This window comes from Synechococcus sp. H55.10 (assembly GCF_047502715.1).
GTDB lineage: Bacteria > Cyanobacteriota > Cyanobacteriia > Thermostichales > Thermostichaceae > Thermostichus.
This window is the reverse complement of record NZ_JANSJJ010000027.1, coordinates 1-16,431: the sequence shown is the minus strand read 5'-3', so window position 1 is coordinate 16,431 and position 16,431 is coordinate 1. Positions and strand designations below refer to the sequence as shown.

The following is a 16,431-nucleotide window of genomic DNA, read 5'->3' as shown; positions in this document are numbered from 1 at the left end:
GGGTGAGGGTGTTCCTCAGGGAGAGGGGCTGGGGGTGAGGGAGTCCCTCAGGGAGAAGGGCTGGGGGTGAGGGAGTCCCTCAGGGAGAGGGGCTGGGGGTGAGAGCAGAACTGCCCAAATCCGGCAGGCTGACTGCAAACAGGGTGCGGTTCTCGCCGCTTTCCACCCGCAGGATTCCTTGCAGCAGCTCCACCGCCTTTTTCACCAGCGGCAGGCCCAAGCCGGTGCCCCCCTGGTGGGCGTAGTCCAGTTGCGGAATGCGGTGGAACTTCTCGAAAATGCGGGGCAGGTGCTCCGCTGGGATCTCGACGCCGGTGTTGATTACCTGCAAATGGAGACCCGAAGAATCGCCCGCCACTTCCAGGTAAACCTGCTGGCCAGCAGGGGTGTATTTGGCAGCATTGGCCAGCAACTCGCTGAGGATGCGGGTGAGCAGCCCCACATCGGTGCTGAACAGGATGGGTTCAGAGGGAATGCGGGAGACAAAAGTGAGCCGGCGCTCCTGAAAGCGCAGAGCAAAGGGCGGCACCAGCTTTTCCAGCCACTCTCGCACCTCGAAGCGGGCAATCTCCAGACTGCGGCTGCCGGCCTCTAGCCGCTGCAGATCCAGCAGGTCGTTGACCAAGTCCAGCTCTTTTTGCCACTCCTGTTTGAGGATGTGGAAATAGGGGATCTGCGCCTCGGAAAGACCGCGCACCTCCAACATTTTCAAAGCCATTTTCATGTTGGTCAGAGGCGTGCGCAGCTCGTGGGAGACCATGCTGAGAAACTCTTCTTTGAGCTCGTTGAGCTGCTGCAGTTGCCGGAGCTGGGCCTGGATTTCTTGGTAGAGGCGGGCCTGGCGAATGGCGATGCTGCACTGAGTGGCCACCTGCTCGGCAAAGTGGATCTCGGCTTCAATAAACCCTTCCTGGGGCAAGCGGACTAACTTGAGAAAGCCCAGCAACGAGCCCGTTTCCACAAACAGGGGGCAGGCGAGTAAGGTGCAGCGCCCCCGCAGCGGGTGATCCGTGCTGAAGTAGAGGGTCTGGCCTTGGCGAAGCTGGCGCAAAAGAACGGGATCCAAGGGCAGGGTAACTTGGCCTATAGGGGGCAGGGATCCCGCCGCTTCGTAGACCAGCGTGTAGGTCTGGGTTTCCGGATGGATGAGGGCCACACCGCAGGCGCCCAGTTGGAAAGCCTGGGTCAGCTCCCGCACCACGGTGGCCAAGATCTCCTGTTCGTCCAGGCTGGAGCCCACCTTGTCGCCAATGAGCCGCAGCATTTGCTCGTACCTTACCCGCTGGGCCAGCTCGGCATTGCGCACCTCCACCTGGTAGCGCAGCTCGGCATTGGCAGCTTGCAGTTGCTCAAACAGCTCCGCCTGTTGCAGCGCCAGCCCCAGTTGATCGGCAATTTGTCGCAAAAAATCCGGCATCCAGGGATCCCATTTTTTGGGGGCGCTGCACTGGTGGGCAATCAACAGCCCCCAGAGGCGGGCCAGCCCGCCGTCTGTGCCGTCAGGGCCAGCCGACTGCAAGATGGGCACCACCAAGTTGGCCCGCACCCCCAAGCTGGCCAGCAGCTCCCGGTGGCAGGGCTGGATGGGGGCAGTGTCGATATCTTCAATGGCGGAAATGCGGCCCTGCTGATAGGCTTGGTGCCACTGGGTTACGAAACAATGATCTTCGATAACCAGGCCCAGCAGGCTCAACTCTGGCCGGCTAACCGATTGCATGGCGATCTCGCCTACCCAATCGGGGAAAAAGCGGTAGATCACCACCCGCTCCACATCCAACAAACGGCGAACTTCCTCTACAGCAAAACTGAGGATGGACTCCACCTGCAACGATTGCCGGATCCTTTGGACGATGTGGCTGAGCAGCCGGGCTTGGTGGAGCTGCAATTGAACCTGCTCCTGGGCCTGCTTGCGCTCGCTGATATCGACAATTGAGGCGACACCGTAAATCTGTTTCTCGGGAGTCTCCGCCGCAAAAGACGAGAGATCCACCCACCGGATCTCGCCACTTTTGTGGATGTAGCGTTTTTCCATCCGGTAGCCGCGGCGGCGGCCCGCTCGTATTTCTTCGACATAGATTGCCTCCTGCCGCAGATCCTCAGGATGCGTTATGTCGGCGTAATTCATGCTCAAGAGCTCGGCCTCGGTGTAGCCGGTGAGCTGGCAAAAGCTCTCGTTCACCTTTAGCAAGTGCCCCGCCGCATCCGTGACCGCCATGCCCACCGGGGCTTGCTCGAAGAGACTTTGAAACAGATCTTGCTGATATTCCAGAGAGTGCTGAAGTTGTTGCTGTTGGTTTTGCAACTCTTTTTCCGGGGTCAAATCCTGTACGCTGACGATCATGCCGATTACCTTTCCCTGGGCATCTAGCCAGGGAGCCTCCAAAATCCGCACTGGAAACCGTTCCCCGCTGCGGCGCCTGAAGGTCAGCTCCCATCCCTGCGGGGGCCGCCCCTGGGCAAAGGCGGCGGTGATCTTGCCCATCTCTTCCGGGGGCCAATAGACAAAAGGGGGATCCTTCCCGATGAGCTCCTCCTTGGGCCAGCCCACCATCGTGGCAAAGGTCTCGTTGACGTAGATCTGTCTGCCTTGTGGATCGACGGCGGCAATGCCCAGAGGAATGGCGCGTTCGATGGCAACGCGCAAATTCAGGGTGGTTTGTAGATCTGGTAGATCCAGTTTCTCCGTTGACGGCTCCCTCCAGACTGCTACTGAAGGCGGCGGGCCTAAGGTTAGCCGCCAGCACAGCTCATCTTGGTTCACCACCCCCAACAGGGATCCCGCTTCGTCCACCACCGGCAAGTGGCGGATCCCGTGGGCCCGCATCAGCTCCAACAATGCCAGGGGATCGCGGTAGTTGCCGACGGCCAAGGTCACGACCGGGGTGGTCATCACCTCAGCCAGGGTGGATCCCTGCCAAGAGCGGTCGCTGGCCACCCACCGCAACACGTCCACAGCCGTCAAAATGCCCACCACTCGGCCTGCGTCCACCACCAAGGCGTAGGGCCAGGAGCCATTCTTTTGCGCCAGCAGGGAGAGAAGCTCGGCAAGGGAGCTGTCAAGCCCGACCAAGGGCGGCATCCGGCCAAACAACTGTTCCAGGGATCCCGATGGAGAGGGCAAATCTTGCGCCATGTCGGAGGACAACTGAACCTTAAAGTTACAGTCAAAAAAGTTGTAAAAAGTTACAGTCAAAAAGTTGTAAATAGTATCGCGGCCAGGAGCCTTTAGCCAGAACCAGACAAAATACTTAGAGGTAGTTTTGACTCTAGGTAGCTGATGGTTTTAACCTAACTTTAATCTCATAATTAAGAGTACCACGTCGAGTAAAGAAGTTTTGGGTCTTGACATGAATCTTTACATCTATTCACTATTTAAACTTACTATCCAACTAATTTATGTTGGTTTATGGACTGAGACCTCAGGAACAAGTTAAGCTCTTAGCTTGCTATTGAAGGTAATTTTCAGCCCTAGGTTTCGACTCTTACACCTTATCGAGATTTTGCCTTTGTCTAAAAAGGGACAATCACCATCTTGTTGCTCTGTTTTTTTCAAGCATCCTTGCTTCATCGGCCTAAGCTTCAACTGGTTTGATTGAAGACAGATTTGACGGATTTTGTTTGAGCGGCTGCCAGCTTGCCTGAGATCGATCTGTGCCGCTGAGGCGATCCCTTCCAGCCCTCCGACCTCTGAGAGGGGAGTTGGGAAGCGGTCCGGGCAATGACCGTGCTCTTGGATCGGCTGGAGTACAAGGAGGGATCCCTTCGCTTAAAGTGGGGCTTCCTTCGGCTAGGCTCGTGGCTGGAGCTTGCGGAAAGATGCTCGCTCCACTCAAAGAAAACAAAAACTCCTGTGGTAGTTTCCACATACTTCTTCATATCTTGAAGACTTGCTTAGAGATTGAGCTAGAGTGTTCTCAGTCAGTTTCTCTGGTGGGCCACTTTTTGGGGAGGAAAAGACATGAAAGTGGGAGATCGAGTGCGGGTGCGTACCAGCGTGATCGTCTATCACCACCCGGAATATCGCAATCAACCTTTTGACCTCAAAGGCATGGAAGGGGAGCTGAAGGCCGTGATTCAGGATTGGAATGGCCGTCCGATCAGCGCCAATTTTCCCTTTCAGGTGCAGTTTGGCAACAAGTTCCGGGCTCATCTGCAGGCCGATGAGCTAGAGTTGGTTGAGCCGGCCAACTCAGCAGAGTCTGCCGGGACGGCTGCCTAGTTGAGGCTCAGCAGCGTGCGGTTGGTTTCCAGAATCGGCCTGATCAAGTCGGCTTCCGCGGGGGTGAGGTAATTGGCCATCACCTCTTGCAGGAAGCGGTAGGTTGCCTCGCAACTGCGTTGGGTGCGGAAGGCCCGCATCAAGGTCTGAAACCAGTAGAGAAACCGCTCTTTGTAGCGTTGCTCATCGTCCAAGAGCATGGCCAAGGCGGAAAGGCGCAGCACCCGAACGGTGTCAGCTTTCCACTTGTTACTAAAGTCTTCCACCCCCCGCATGAGCAAGTAGGGATCCAGCGCGCGCATTTTCATCTCCACATCCCGGATGATCTGGGCTTCTGCCGCTTGAATCTTGCGATAGGCGCTCAGGCGTAGGTCAAAGGAAGCCAGGTAGGTTTCCATGAATTGCAGCTCCTCATCCCTGAGATAGCGCCCATCGGCAGCGATGCTCAGTTGGCGCAGTTGAGTCAGCATGGGGCTCCTTGGGCAAGCTGGAATGGGTGAGAATGAGAAAAAAACACCCCCCTTGGCTGACGGCACAGCCTGGGTCTTTTGATCCTATCCCTAAACTCCTCGCCAGAAGAGCAGGATTGCCGGGATCCTCGGCAACCCTCTCAGTCAGGTTAATATTAATTAACAGTCTGTTGTTGCAAGAACCTACTCGACCCCAGATTGTTACCTACGAGTGGCCATCTGCGAGTTCGATTCAAAAACACCCTTTGGGAGGAAACACTTCCGTGAGTCAGAAAGGTAAAAACAAAAAATGGAGAAGCGCGGGGTTGTATGCGCTGCTGGCCATCGTCTTGATCTCCTTGGCCACCACCTTCTTCGGCACCCGCCCGGCTGAGCGCCTGGAGATCAGCTACTCCGACTTGATCAGCCGCGTGGAACGGGGCGAGGTCAGCAAGGTTTTGGTGGAGACGGCCCCGGATGGTCGCCAAGTGGCCATTGCCGAGGCAGAAATCAACAACCGCGCCACCCAAGTGCAGGTAAATCTGCCCCCCCTTACTCCAGAGTTTGAAAACACCCTGGTTGCCAACGGGGTGGAGCTGGCGGTGCGCCCAGTTCAGGAGGAAGGGCTCCTCGGGCGCATTCTCAGCACCTTCTTCCTGCCTGTTTTGCTGTTGCTGGGGCTTTTTTTCCTGCTGCGGCGCGCTCAAAATGGCCCTGGCAGCCAGGCCCTCAACTTCGGCAAATCGAGGGCGCGGGTGCAAATGGAGCCGAAAACTCAAATTACTTTCAACGATGTGGCCGGTATCGAGCAGGCCAAGCTGGAGCTGGCAGAGGTGGTGGATTTCCTGAAAAATTCAGAGCGCTTTACGGCTTTGGGAGCCAAGATCCCGCGTGGGGTGTTGCTGGTGGGCCCGCCCGGCACGGGTAAAACCCTGTTGGCCCGCGCTGTGGCCGGTGAGGCGGGTGTGCCCTTCTTCTCCATTTCTGGCTCTGAGTTTGTGGAGATGTTTGTCGGGGTCGGTGCCTCCCGTGTGCGGGATCTGTTCGAGCAGGCCAAGCAAAATGCCCCCTGCATTGTCTTCATCGATGAAATCGATGCCGTGGGTCGGCAGCGGGGAGCTGGCCTGGGGGGTGGCAACGACGAGCGGGAGCAAACCCTGAACCAGTTGCTGACCGAAATGGACGGCTTTGAGGGCAACTCCGGCATCATCGTTATTGCCGCCACCAACCGTCCCGATGTGTTGGATGCGGCGCTGCTGCGGCCCGGTCGCTTTGACCGCCAAGTGACGGTGGATCGCCCTGATTTTCAGGGCCGTCTGGAGATCCTCAAGGTGCATGCCCGCGGCAAAACCCTGGCCGCCGATGTGGATCTAGAGAAATTGGCCCGCCGCACCCCTGGGTTTACCGGTGCGGATTTGGCCAACCTGCTCAACGAAGCGGCCATTTTGGCGGCCCGCCGCAACCTCACCGAGATCTCGATGGACGAGATCAACGACGCCGTGGATCGGGTGTTGGCCGGCCCGGAGAAGAAGGATCGCCTCATGAGCGAGCGGCGCAAGGAGCTGGTGGCCTACCACGAGGCGGGCCACGCCTTGGTGGGATCCCTTTTGCCCAACTACGACCCGATCCAAAAAGTGACGATCATCCCCCGCGGCCAGGCGGGTGGCCTCACCTGGTTCCTGCCCAGCGATGATGACATGGGCCTGACCACCCGTGCCCACCTGAAAAACATGATGACCGTTGCCCTGGGCGGACGGGTGGCCGAAGAGGTGATCTACGGGGAGTCGGAGATCACCACAGGGGCGGCCAGCGACCTGCAACAGGTGGCCCGCATTGCCCGCAACATGGTCACCCGCTTTGGCATGAGCGATCGCCTGGGGAATGTGGCCCTGGGTCGCCAATATGCCAACATCTTCCTGGGCCGGGAGATCGCCGCAGAACGGGACTTCTCTGAGGAGACGGCAGCCCTCATCGACGAGGAGGTGCGGCGGCTGGTGAATGAGGCCTACCAGCGGGCCACCTACCTGATTCGGGAAAACCGCGCCCTCTTGGAGCGCATCGCCCGCCGCTTGGTGGAAGCCGAGACCATCGATGGGGAAGAGCTGCAGGCGATCATCGACAGCTCTGAGGTGGTGATGCTGCCGCCTGAAAACGAGCCAGAGCCGCTGACCTTCCCGGTAACCCTCAACGCCAACGCCTAGGCCCCTCTCCTGTGCCTAGACCTGGGATCCCTGCCTTTTCCCTTGAGGAGGGCAGGGATCTCGATTTTTGCCTGATGATAGCCATCTCCCCTCTCCCTCTGGGAGAGGGGCCGGGGGATCCTAGCTGACCACAGCCGAACCTGACAAAGTCCGGCTCACCTCTGCTTCCAGGGGCTGAGGCTCGTAGATTTTCAACACGTACTCAGCTACCATGCGGTCGGTGTTGAAAACCGGGTTGAGGGTGCGGATCGCCTCCTTCATGCGGGCAATCCAGCGGCGCGGGATCCCTTGCTCGTCCCGCTCATAGAACATGGGGATCACCTCATACTCCAACAAATCGTAGAGAGAGTTGGCGTCCAAATCGTCTTGGGCAGCGGGATCCAAGCCTTCGATTTCTTGGCCGATGGCCCAGCCATTGCGGCCGTTGTAACCCTCCGGCCACCAGCCGTCCAACACCGACAGATTCAACCCCCCGCTGAAGCCCACCTTTTGCCCTGAGGTGCCAGAAGCTTCCAGAGGGCGTCGCGGGTTGTTCAGCCACACATCTACCCCCTGCACCAAGTTGCGACCGACATAGGCATCGTAATTTTCAATGAAGGCGACCCGGTTGGCCACCTCAGGGCGATTGGACCATTCCACCACCCGTTGGATCAGGCGCTTGCCCCCCTCGTCCCGCGGATGGGCCTTGCCGGCAAAGATAATCTGCACAGGATACTCTTTATTGGTGAAGATGCGGGTCACTCGCTCCAGATCGCGCAGGATCAAATCTCCTCGCTTGTAAGTGCTGAAGCGGCGGGCAAACCCAATCGTCAGGATCTTGGGATCCAACAACTGGTTGACCGCCTGGATGCGCTCATTGCTTTCGCCGCGGTTGCGCCGCGCCCGCAACACCCGGTGGCGGGTAAAAGACACCAACCGCTCCCGCAGGGCTTCCTTGCGCCGCCACAGCTCCTCATCGGGAATTTCTTCCACCTTGGCCCACAGTTCCGGATCCGACACCCGCTCCGGCCAGTCGGGGCCCAAGTACTGATCGTAGAGGTTCCAGAAGAGGGGGGAAACCCAGGTGCGGGCGTGCACCCCATTGGTAATAGAGCTGATGGGCACCTCATCCACCGACCGCTCGGGGTAGAGCACATGCCACATCTCGCGAGAAACCCGTCCGTGCAGCTTGCTTACCCCATTGGCCGCCCGCGCGTAGCGCAAAGCCAGCACCGTCATGTTGAAGGGCTCCCAGGGATCCCCGCTGCGACGAGCTCCCAAAGCCAAAAATTGCTCCCGCGTCAGGCCCAGTTGTGGCCAGAAGGAAGCAAAGAACGCATCCATCTCGTTGGGGCTGAAAGCATCGTGGCCAGCCGGCACCGGTGTGTGGGTGGTAAAGACACATTTTTCCCGCACCTTGGCCTCCGCCGCCTCAAAAGGCGTGCCCCGCGCCACCTCTTCCCGCAGCAGCTCCAAGGTCAAGAAGGCGGCATGCCCCTCATTCATGTGATAGACCATGGGATCCAGGCCCAACTGGCGCAGCAGACGCACCCCCCCGATGCCGAGGATACACTCTTGGGCAATGCGCGTGTCGGTGCTGCCCCCGTAGAGATGGGCGGTAATCCAGCGGTCGATGGGATCGTTCTCCTCCAGGTCGGTGTCCAGCAGCAAGAGAGGCACCCGGCCCACGTCCGCCCGCCAGGCGCGCGCCTTCACCAGCCGCTGCCGCATCGCCACTTCCACCAACAGAGGGCTGCCATCCGGCTGACGCACCAAGGTCAGCGGCAAGGACTCAAACTCGGAGTCTTCATAAAGCTCCCCCTGCCAGCCACTGGTGTCCAGGCGCTGCTGGAAATAGCCCTGACGGTAGAGCAATCCAATGGCCACCAGGGGCACTCCCAAATCGGAGGCCGACTTGAGGTGATCGGCGGCCAACATACCCAAGCCCCCAGAGTAGGTGGGCAAAGACTCGTGTAGGCCATACTCAGCGCAGAAATAGGCGATGGGGCGCTGCCAGTCGTAGGTTTTCATGGTGCGCTTGGCCCAGGTATCCTCAGCCGCCATGTACTGCCGATAGGACTGCACCATCCGGTTCAACGTGTTGAGGTAGTTGACGTCAGTAGCCAAGGCCGCCAGGCGCAAGTAGGAAACCTCCTCCAGCATGCGCACCGGGTTGTGAGAGGTTTTTTCCCACAGGGCAGGATCCATTTCCCGGAAAATGGTGAGATGATCGGGGTTCCAAGTCCACCAGTAGTTGCGGGCGATCTCGCACAAAGGGGTAAGCGCCTGCGGCAGCGCCGGGCAACGTTCAGGAAAAGCGGGGGCTAAGGTGGCAATGGACATAGGGCAGATACCTGAGGTTAAAGTTATGGGCTCGAAAAAGAAGAGGTAGAGGTCGATCCCGGTAAACGTATCTCAATTATTATTGAGCCGATCCTGAGGATCCGCAGAAGAGAATTCAAGATCTCTACAAAATCTTCAGGAGACGCAACTCAGCTTTTGCGGAGCTTTCCTCGATCTTGCCACAGTGGCGTGGAGCCCTCAAAAACAGCGACCACCAGCAGACCAGGTTTCGATTCCGCCAGACTCAAGAGAGGGTGCGGCATCAGAGTTAACAAGATCTGCAGAACCCCAACGAACTCTCAGGAAACTTCTCCAGAGCGATCAAAATGTTGCTACCCACAAACCCTCAAAAACTACAGCTACTTTTGCTACCAATCGGTTATTTTGTGGGTTTTTTCCCGAAGTTGAGCCCTAGCGTCCTTCCACCACGGCCAGGCGGGTGTTGCGGTAGTAGTGGCTGAGGATCTGTTGGTAGGAGTAGTTTTGGCTGGCCAGGGCGGCAGCTCCCCACTGGCTCATGCCCACCCCGTGCCCGTAGCCGCGCCCCTGGATCTCGAAGAAAGCCGGTGAGGCTGCTGCAATAGGGGTCAGGCTGGCTGTAGTGGCCGTCTCCCCGCGGGGGCTGATGGCGATCATCGTGCTGCGCAACCCCAGGGCCCGCCGGAATTCGCTGCCGCTGACGTCTTTGCTGCCTTGGGATCCCACCAGGCGCAGGGTGATGGCCCGTCCCCAGGGGGAGCTGCGCAGGATCTCGATGGAACGGATGGCTCCGATCCCGCCGGCCAACTGCTGGAGCTGCTGGGCGGGAATGGTAGCCGTCCAGCTAAACACCGGCGAGTGGTGATCGAAATCGGGCACCCCCTGCAAGTAGGGCCGCGATTCTAACCAGACATTCCCTGCATCATCCGTGTGCCCGCCCCCGGAGGAGTGGAAAACGGCATTGATCAACTGCCCCTGGTGGATAAGCACCTGTCCGGCGGTTTCGCGGGCTGCCGCTTGGGTGCGGTTGGATTCGGCGGCCACCCCTTTGTAGACCTGCCAATCGACGCCATTTCCCAAGTCAAAAGGCTGCTGGGAGCGACGACTGCGGTGGTAGAGGGCGTAGGTGCGGGAGGCCACCGCTTGGGCTTTGAGGGCCTCCATGGGAAAACGATGTCCCATCTCGCTGCCCACCACGCTGGAAACGTAGTCTTCCAAGCCAACTTGGTTGATGGCGATCACCCCACTCTCGCCGGGGATCAGCTCCACCCAGCCGCGGTACCAGTTCTGGTCGATGAACACCAACCCATCGGGGGTAGTGGGCTGTAGGTAAAGGCGTTCTCCCTGTTGGCCGGCCAAACTGACCGCCGAGCCTATCCGGCTGGCCTGCAGCGGCTGCATGGCCGGAACTTCGGCCAGTGGCTGTCCCTGGGCGTTCAACAGGCGGGCCGGGGCAGAGCTGCCAAGCCTGACCTGCGGCTTGTTGACGGCAATCCCCACCCGCAGCAGCACCCGCGCCTGCACCGGGAAGGCCAAACAGAGCCAGGCCCAGACCAGAAGGCCGATCCCCCTAAGCCAAGCCGAGGGCAGCGGAGACACAACCGGAGAGGAAAAGAGGGCTACACTCACACGTCACTCCTCTGGGTAGAGACCACCTATGAGCAGCGGATCCCCTGCCCACCGATGGGCGAGGAAGGGATCCACCAGAAAATCTACAAAGCAAGGCCTGAGAAGGCAGATCTCAAAACTCACCCGAAACTCAAGCCGCTGCCTGTCCTAGGGGATCCCGGCCAGCCGCTCGCGTTAGCGGGCCGGAGGCCTTAGCCGATATGACAGTATCAAAAACCTCTCGCGGATGCACGACTTCAAGCCGACCTTTTTGTCGCCCAAGTTCCCCATTAGGTTGCCAGGGGGATCCCCCGCCGGCGGCAAAACCACTGCTGCAACAAGCGACGACACTCGGCCTCGCAAACCCCGCCGATGACCTCTGGGCAATGAAAGCTGGCGGCAGAAGCAGGCACATTGAGCACGCTGCGCAGCGCTCCGGCCTTGGGATCGTCGGCGCCGTAAATCACCTGGGCCAACCGCGCTTGGCTGATCGCCCCCGCACACATGGGGCAGGGCTCGAGGGTGACATATAGCCGACAGCCCTGCAACTGCCAGTCGCCCAGGCGCTGCCCCGCCTGCCGTAGGGCCAAAATCTCCGCATGGGCGGTGGGATCCCGATCCCGTTCCCGCCGGTTGCCGCTCAGGGCCAACAACTCTTCCCCCGGCCCCACCACCAGAGCTGCCACCGGCACCTCCCCAGCTTCTCCTGCCCGCTCGGCTTCTCGCAGGGCCAACTGCATCCAGGCGCGGTGGCGCTGCCACGGATCCCGCCCCTGGGGCAACAAAGAGGGGAGCTTGCTCGAATTGCCGATCGTCATTGGGCGTTTGAGCACTGCCGTTGCCCGCCAGATTTGCTAAGTTAAGCGCAAAGCCCTTACCAATCCAAAGAAATGGGTGAGGGTGGGTGGAATATTATAGATGTGAAGCTGGACTGAGCTAGCCTCAGTTGGTGGATTTGGCTCAAGCTTTCTCCATCTTCGCATTTGTTTTCTCGGCAATACGGCTTAGCTTTGGGAGGGATCATGGCGCGGATTCTACGGCAAACACTTCTGGCGATGGCTTTGTTCGGCGGCGGCGTTGCCGGTGGAGTCTGGCTGTCGTCTCGAGCGGGGCAAGCATGGCTGCAGCAAACTCCCCTTGCCACTTGGTCGCAGCGGGCCGGCGGGGGGGTGGGATCCCTTCTGCCTGAGTCTGCCTCTCCCGCCGATGCCGTGCGGCCTTCCAATTTCATTGCCGCTGTTGCCCAAAAGGTCGGCCCGGCGGTGGTGCGCATCGATGCCACCCGCACCGTAGCCAGCCCCATCGATCCCGAGCTGTTTAACCAGCCCCTGTTCCGTCGCTTCTTTGGGGGACAAATCCCGCAACTGCCGCAGGAGTTTCAGCAGGAAGGCACCGGATCCGGATTCATCATCGATGCCAACGGCCTCATCCTCACCAACGCCCACGTGGTGGAGGGTAGCGAGCGGGTTAGGGTTCATCTGCTGGATGGACGCACCTTTGAAGGGGAGGTCAAAGGCTCCGATCCGGTGACCGACATCGCCGTGATCCAGATCGAGGGCGAAAATCTGCCCACGGTTACCTTGGGCAACTCCGACCAGGTGCGGCCGGGGGATTGGGCCATCGCCATCGGCAACCCGCTGGGCCTGGACAACACCGTAACGGCGGGGATCATCAGCGCCGTCGGGCGTTCCTCCGGGCAGATTGGGGCCACCAACAAGCGGGTGACGTTCCTGCAAACGGATGCGGCCATCAATCCCGGCAACTCGGGCGGCCCGCTGCTGGATGCGGAAGGTCGCGTCATTGGGGTGAATACGGCCATTTTCCAGCGGGCCCAGAGCGTCGGCTTTTCCATCCCCATCAACCGCGCCATGGAAATTGCCGAGCAACTCATCCGCAATGGCCGGGTGGAGCATGCCTTCTTGGGCATTCGCATGATTACCCTCAGCCCCGATTTGGTGGCCCGCCTCAACCGTGACCCGGCCCGCCCCACCCCGCTGACGGTGCAAGAGGGGGTGTTGATCGGGCAGGTAATTCCCGGCTCCCCGGCTGAGCAAATTGGCTTGCAAGAGGGGGATGTTATCACCGAGATCGATGGGCAAGCCATCCGCAATGCCGAGCAGGTGCAGCAGTTGGTGGAAGCGGCGGGGGTGGGCAAGACGCTGACGCTGCGGGTCATCCGCGACGGCCAGGCGCGCACCTTCCAGGTGAAGACGGGGGTGCTGCCGGTGGGCTCTTGAGCAGGTAGGCTGGGATCCTGGCCCCGACCAACCCCCTGGTCAGTCCAGTTTTGGAGCTGTTTTGTGATCCCCGAACCCCACCTTTCCTCTGAAACCCCTCTCTCTGAGGTGAAGCCGAACGTTAAGGGCAAAAAGAAGAAATGGCTCAAAATCGGCGGGATCTCGAAACCTGCCCCTGAGCGCCCCAAACTCTCCCGCAAAGATTACGAGCGAGCCTTGTTCCCGCTCAAGGTGGAGCTGGTGAAGCTGCAGTACTGGGTAAAGCACCAGGGCCTAAAGGTGGTGATCATCTTTGAGGGGCGCGATGCTGCCGGCAAGGGGGGCATGATCACGACCCTGACCCAACCCCTCAATCCCCGCGGCTGCCGGGTGGTTGCCCTGGGGGTGCCCTCAGACCGAGAGCGCACCCAATGGTATTTTCAGCGCTACGTGGCCCATCTCCCCGCTGCCGGCGAGATCGTTATCTTCGATCGCAGTTGGTACAACCGGGCCGGAGTCGAGCGGGTGATGGGCTTTTGCACCGAGGAAGAGTATCAGGAATTCATGCGCTCCTGTCCCGAATTTGAGCGCATGCTGGTGCGCTCCGGCATTATCCTTTTGAAGTACTGGTTTTCCGTGAGCGACGCAGAACAGGAGCGCCGCTTCCAAAAACGGGTGAAGGATCCGCTCAAACGCTGGAAACTCAGCCCCATCGATCTGGAGTCCCGCAACCGCTGGGTCGAGTATTCCAAAGCCAAGGACGCGATGTTAGCCCACACCAACATTCCCGAGGCCCCCTGGTTCACAGTGGAGGCCGACGACAAGCGGCGGGCCCGTCTCAACTGCATTCACCACATTCTCAGCAAGATCGAAGACTTAATCCCTGAGGCGATAGAGCTGCCGCCGCGCCCGCCAGGAGAGCTCTATCGGCGGCCGCCCCGCAACGAGCAGTTCTATGTGCCGTCTATTTACTGATCCCCGTGACAGAATAGCCCTAGAGGCGGGGAGCGAGATCGCGTATGGCTTGGGCAGTTGGCGAAGAATTGCAGGGGGGGCGCTACCGCATCGAGGCCATTTTGGGGGAAGGGGGCTTTGGCATCACCTACCGCGCCTGGGATAGCGTCCGTGCTGACTATGTGGTTATCAAGGTCTTAAACGACAGCATCCGCGAGGATCCCGATTATCCCCGCTTCCAGCAAAACTTCATGAACGAGGCGCTGCAACTGGCCCGTTGCCGCCACCCCCATGTGGTGAAGGTGGAAGAGGTGATCTGGGAGCAGGATTGCTGGTGCATTGTGATGGAGTACATCCGTGGCCAGACTCTGCACCAGCTTTTGCGGCAAAAGGGGCCGCTGCCCCTGCCGGAAGCCCTGCGCCTGACGCGGGAGGTGGGATCCGCCCTCATGGCCCTGCACGAACAGGGGATTCTGCATCGAGACGTGAAGCCGGCCAACATCCTGGTGCGGGAGGGATCTGGGCAAGCGGTGTTGATCGACTTTGGGCTGGCGCGGGCCTACGCCCAAGGTCTGATCCAGCGCCACACCTCCTACGGCACCGATGGCTACGCCCCTCTGGAACAATACGACAGCCTACGCCGCCGCGGCGCCTTCACCGATGTCTACGCCTTGGCAGCGACCCTCTACACCCTGCTGACAGGAATGGTGCCCCTGTGTGCGCCGGTGCGGGCCACAGGCCGCCAGTTGGATACCCCCCGCAGCCTCAACCCCAGCATTCCCGAGATTGTAGAGGCCGCCATCCTCAAAGGGATGGCTCTCCACCCCGAAGAGCGCCCGCAAACCATGTCCGAGTGGCTGGCCCTGTTGCCGGCAGCGGTCTCTCCAGAAGAGAAGAAGCAGCCGGTTGCCTTTGAGCCGGCCCTTCGCACCCAGGATCTGCAGGAACTAGAGCAGCTTCTAGCCCGGCAACCTCAAGATGAGCTGGAACAGCTCCTGGCCCAGCACTCAGCAGAAGAGCTGGAGCAAATAGTGGCGCCCCCCACCCCTGCCACGATAAAGAAAAAAGAGGGGGCATCCGGATCCCTGGTTCCTTTTGAGATCTGTCCAGAAAGGCAAGGGAGCTGGGAGGGATCCCTGCCCGCTACTCTCCCCTGGCCAGACTGGGTGGGAGAAGCGGCTCCCGCCCTACAAGGGCTGTGGGATCGGCTGCGGGCCGGGCGGTGGGGGGAAGCGGATCGCTGGACGACGGCCCTGATGTTAAAGCTGGGCGGGCGATCCCAGGTGGGCTTTTTCGATCCCAAGGATGTTCAGGCTTTCCCCTGCCCGCTGTTGCGGCTGATCGACCAACTGTGGATGCAGGCCAGCCATGGGCGCTTCGGCTTCACCGTCCAGAAGCAGCTCTGGCAGGAGTGCGATCCCGAGGCGGGAGGCGGGATCAGATCGGGCTCCTTCTTGGCGTTGCCCCGCGAAGCGTGCATGGGAGAAAGAGTCGGCTGGCGGGTGCAGGGCCGCTGGTTGGGGTATGGGGAGCTCAAGACCAACCTGGAAGCACCAAAAGGTCACCTGCCGGTGGGCTTTCTCTGGGGCTACTCAGGTGGCCTGCACTCAGCCCTGTTGGTACTGGATCGAGCGGTGCTGAAAAAGCTAAAAGCCTGTCTATAAAAAAACTCCCCTCTCCCAAAAAGAAGAAGAAAGGCTAGGGGGGTCGCGTCAGCGGCGCAAAGCGCCTGGGGAGCGTCTTAATCGGGTTTGAAACGCAACGACTCCCGAAAACAGGACGACAGTCAATGCCCTCGGCCTGCAATCGTCTTAGATACGGGAGTGCCGCAATTGGAGCAATTTTGGGTGGTGCCGTTTGCATTCACCGCTATTTTTTTGTGGGCGACAATAGACAGAAATTGCCCCTATCTAGGATAGATTTTGCCATCCCAGTCCTAGCCAAACCTTTCATATTCAAACTTTCAAAGCCAATTATGTCGGATTTTTCGAGTACAGCCTGTTAATTTAAAATAGGGTACAGGTTTTAAGAGGAAGGAGAGAAGGGAATGCCAACCCATTCTTTGGATCTACGGCAAAGGGTCGTGGCAGCTTATCTGGCAGGTAAGACCTCTATCCGCCAGGTAGCCGAACGGTTCATGGTGACCAAAAGAACAGTACACCGCTGGGTGCGACAGTACCAACAAACTCAGGATTTGACCCCCAAGAAAGTAGGCACCAAGCGAGTGGGTATTTTGGAACAACATCGACAGGAAGTGATGGCAATTATTGCAGAACATCCAGACTTCTACCTGTGGCAATATCAAGAACTGTTGCGGGAGCGCTTAGCGATTAATGTGAGTACCGTCACGATACACAATTTCTTGAAAAAGCAAGGCATGACTCTAAAAAAAAGACTTACCGCAGTGCGAGAGTCCAAGAAGAGGCGGTGCAAAGAGAACGACTAGCTTATCGTCAAGAAGTCAGGGATATTCCAGCGGAGGA

The 16,431-nt window shown here is 59.4% G+C and carries 10 protein-coding genes and 1 pseudogene; 6 read left to right on the top strand and 5 right to left on the bottom strand.

The genetic code is table 11. The features are described 5' to 3' along the window. Positions 1–79 precede the first annotated feature (79 nt). The gene (locus NW858_RS02585) at positions 80–3,133 is read right to left on the bottom strand and encodes a PAS domain S-box protein (protein WP_414519654.1); all 3,054 of its coding nucleotides are present in this window, start codon (positions 3,131–3,133) and stop codon (positions 80–82) included. Between the two features lie 825 nt (positions 3,134–3,958). On the opposite strand from NW858_RS02585, the gene NW858_RS02580 reads away from it, so the two are divergent. Beyond that, positions 3,959–4,219, top strand: coding sequence for a ferredoxin-thioredoxin reductase variable chain (locus NW858_RS02580; protein WP_414334953.1), 261 nt, complete (start codon positions 3,959–3,961; stop codon positions 4,217–4,219). On the opposite strand, the gene NW858_RS02575 is transcribed toward NW858_RS02580, so the two are convergent. Further along, on the bottom strand, positions 4,216–4,689 hold the full coding sequence (locus NW858_RS02575) for a phycobilisome protein (RefSeq protein WP_414334952.1): 474 nt from the start codon (positions 4,687–4,689) through the stop codon (positions 4,216–4,218). The two genes, NW858_RS02580 and NW858_RS02575, sit on opposite strands and share 4 nt — an antisense overlap. A 263-nt stretch (positions 4,690–4,952) precedes the next feature. On the opposite strand from NW858_RS02575, the gene ftsH reads away from it, so the two are divergent. Continuing rightward, entirely contained in the window at positions 4,953–6,869 is a 1,917-nt protein-coding gene (ftsH, locus tag NW858_RS02570) for an ATP-dependent zinc metalloprotease FtsH (RefSeq protein ID WP_414349016.1), read from the top strand. A gap of 120 nt (positions 6,870–6,989) precedes the next feature. On the opposite strand, the gene glgP is transcribed toward ftsH, so the two are convergent. The 3 genes from glgP to NW858_RS02555 all read right to left on the bottom strand — a co-directional run bounded on the left by glgP (position 6,990) and on the right by NW858_RS02555 (position 11,596). Next, positions 6,990–9,191 carry an alpha-glucan family phosphorylase gene (gene glgP, locus NW858_RS02565; protein WP_414519652.1) on the bottom strand — a complete coding sequence of 734 codons (2,202 nt, stop codon included), beginning with the start codon at positions 9,189–9,191 and terminating at the stop codon, positions 6,990–6,992. Positions 9,192–9,602: 411 nt separating this feature from the next. Continuing rightward, positions 9,603–10,799 carry a SpoIID/LytB domain-containing protein gene (locus NW858_RS02560; protein WP_414349018.1) on the bottom strand — a complete coding sequence of 399 codons (1,197 nt, stop codon included), beginning with the start codon at positions 10,797–10,799 and terminating at the stop codon, positions 9,603–9,605. A gap of 269 nt (positions 10,800–11,068) precedes the next feature. Beyond that, the gene (locus NW858_RS02555) at positions 11,069–11,596 is read right to left on the bottom strand and encodes a nucleoside deaminase (protein ID WP_414334948.1); all 528 of its coding nucleotides are present in this window, start codon (positions 11,594–11,596) and stop codon (positions 11,069–11,071) included. 204 nt (positions 11,597–11,800) lie between these two features. Between NW858_RS02555 and NW858_RS02550 the strand changes: the two genes are divergently transcribed. The 4 genes and pseudogenes from NW858_RS02550 to NW858_RS02535 form a co-directional block, all read left to right on the top strand. Further along, complete coding sequence (locus NW858_RS02550) at positions 11,801–13,015, top strand: HhoA/HhoB/HtrA family serine endopeptidase (RefSeq protein ID WP_414367764.1); 1,215 nt, start codon at positions 11,801–11,803, stop codon at positions 13,013–13,015. 150 nt (positions 13,016–13,165) lie between these two features. Continuing rightward, complete coding sequence (gene ppk2, locus NW858_RS02545; protein WP_414519656.1) at positions 13,166–13,969, top strand: polyphosphate kinase 2; 804 nt, start codon at positions 13,166–13,168, stop codon at positions 13,967–13,969. Between the two features lie 44 nt (positions 13,970–14,013). Further along, a complete protein-coding gene (locus NW858_RS02540) occupies positions 14,014–15,612 on the top strand; it encodes a protein kinase domain-containing protein (protein ID WP_414334946.1) in 1,599 nt (532 codons plus the stop codon). 383 nt (positions 15,613–15,995) lie between these two features. Then, positions 15,996–16,431, top strand: a pseudogene (locus NW858_RS02535) (helix-turn-helix domain-containing protein); the annotation flags it as partial.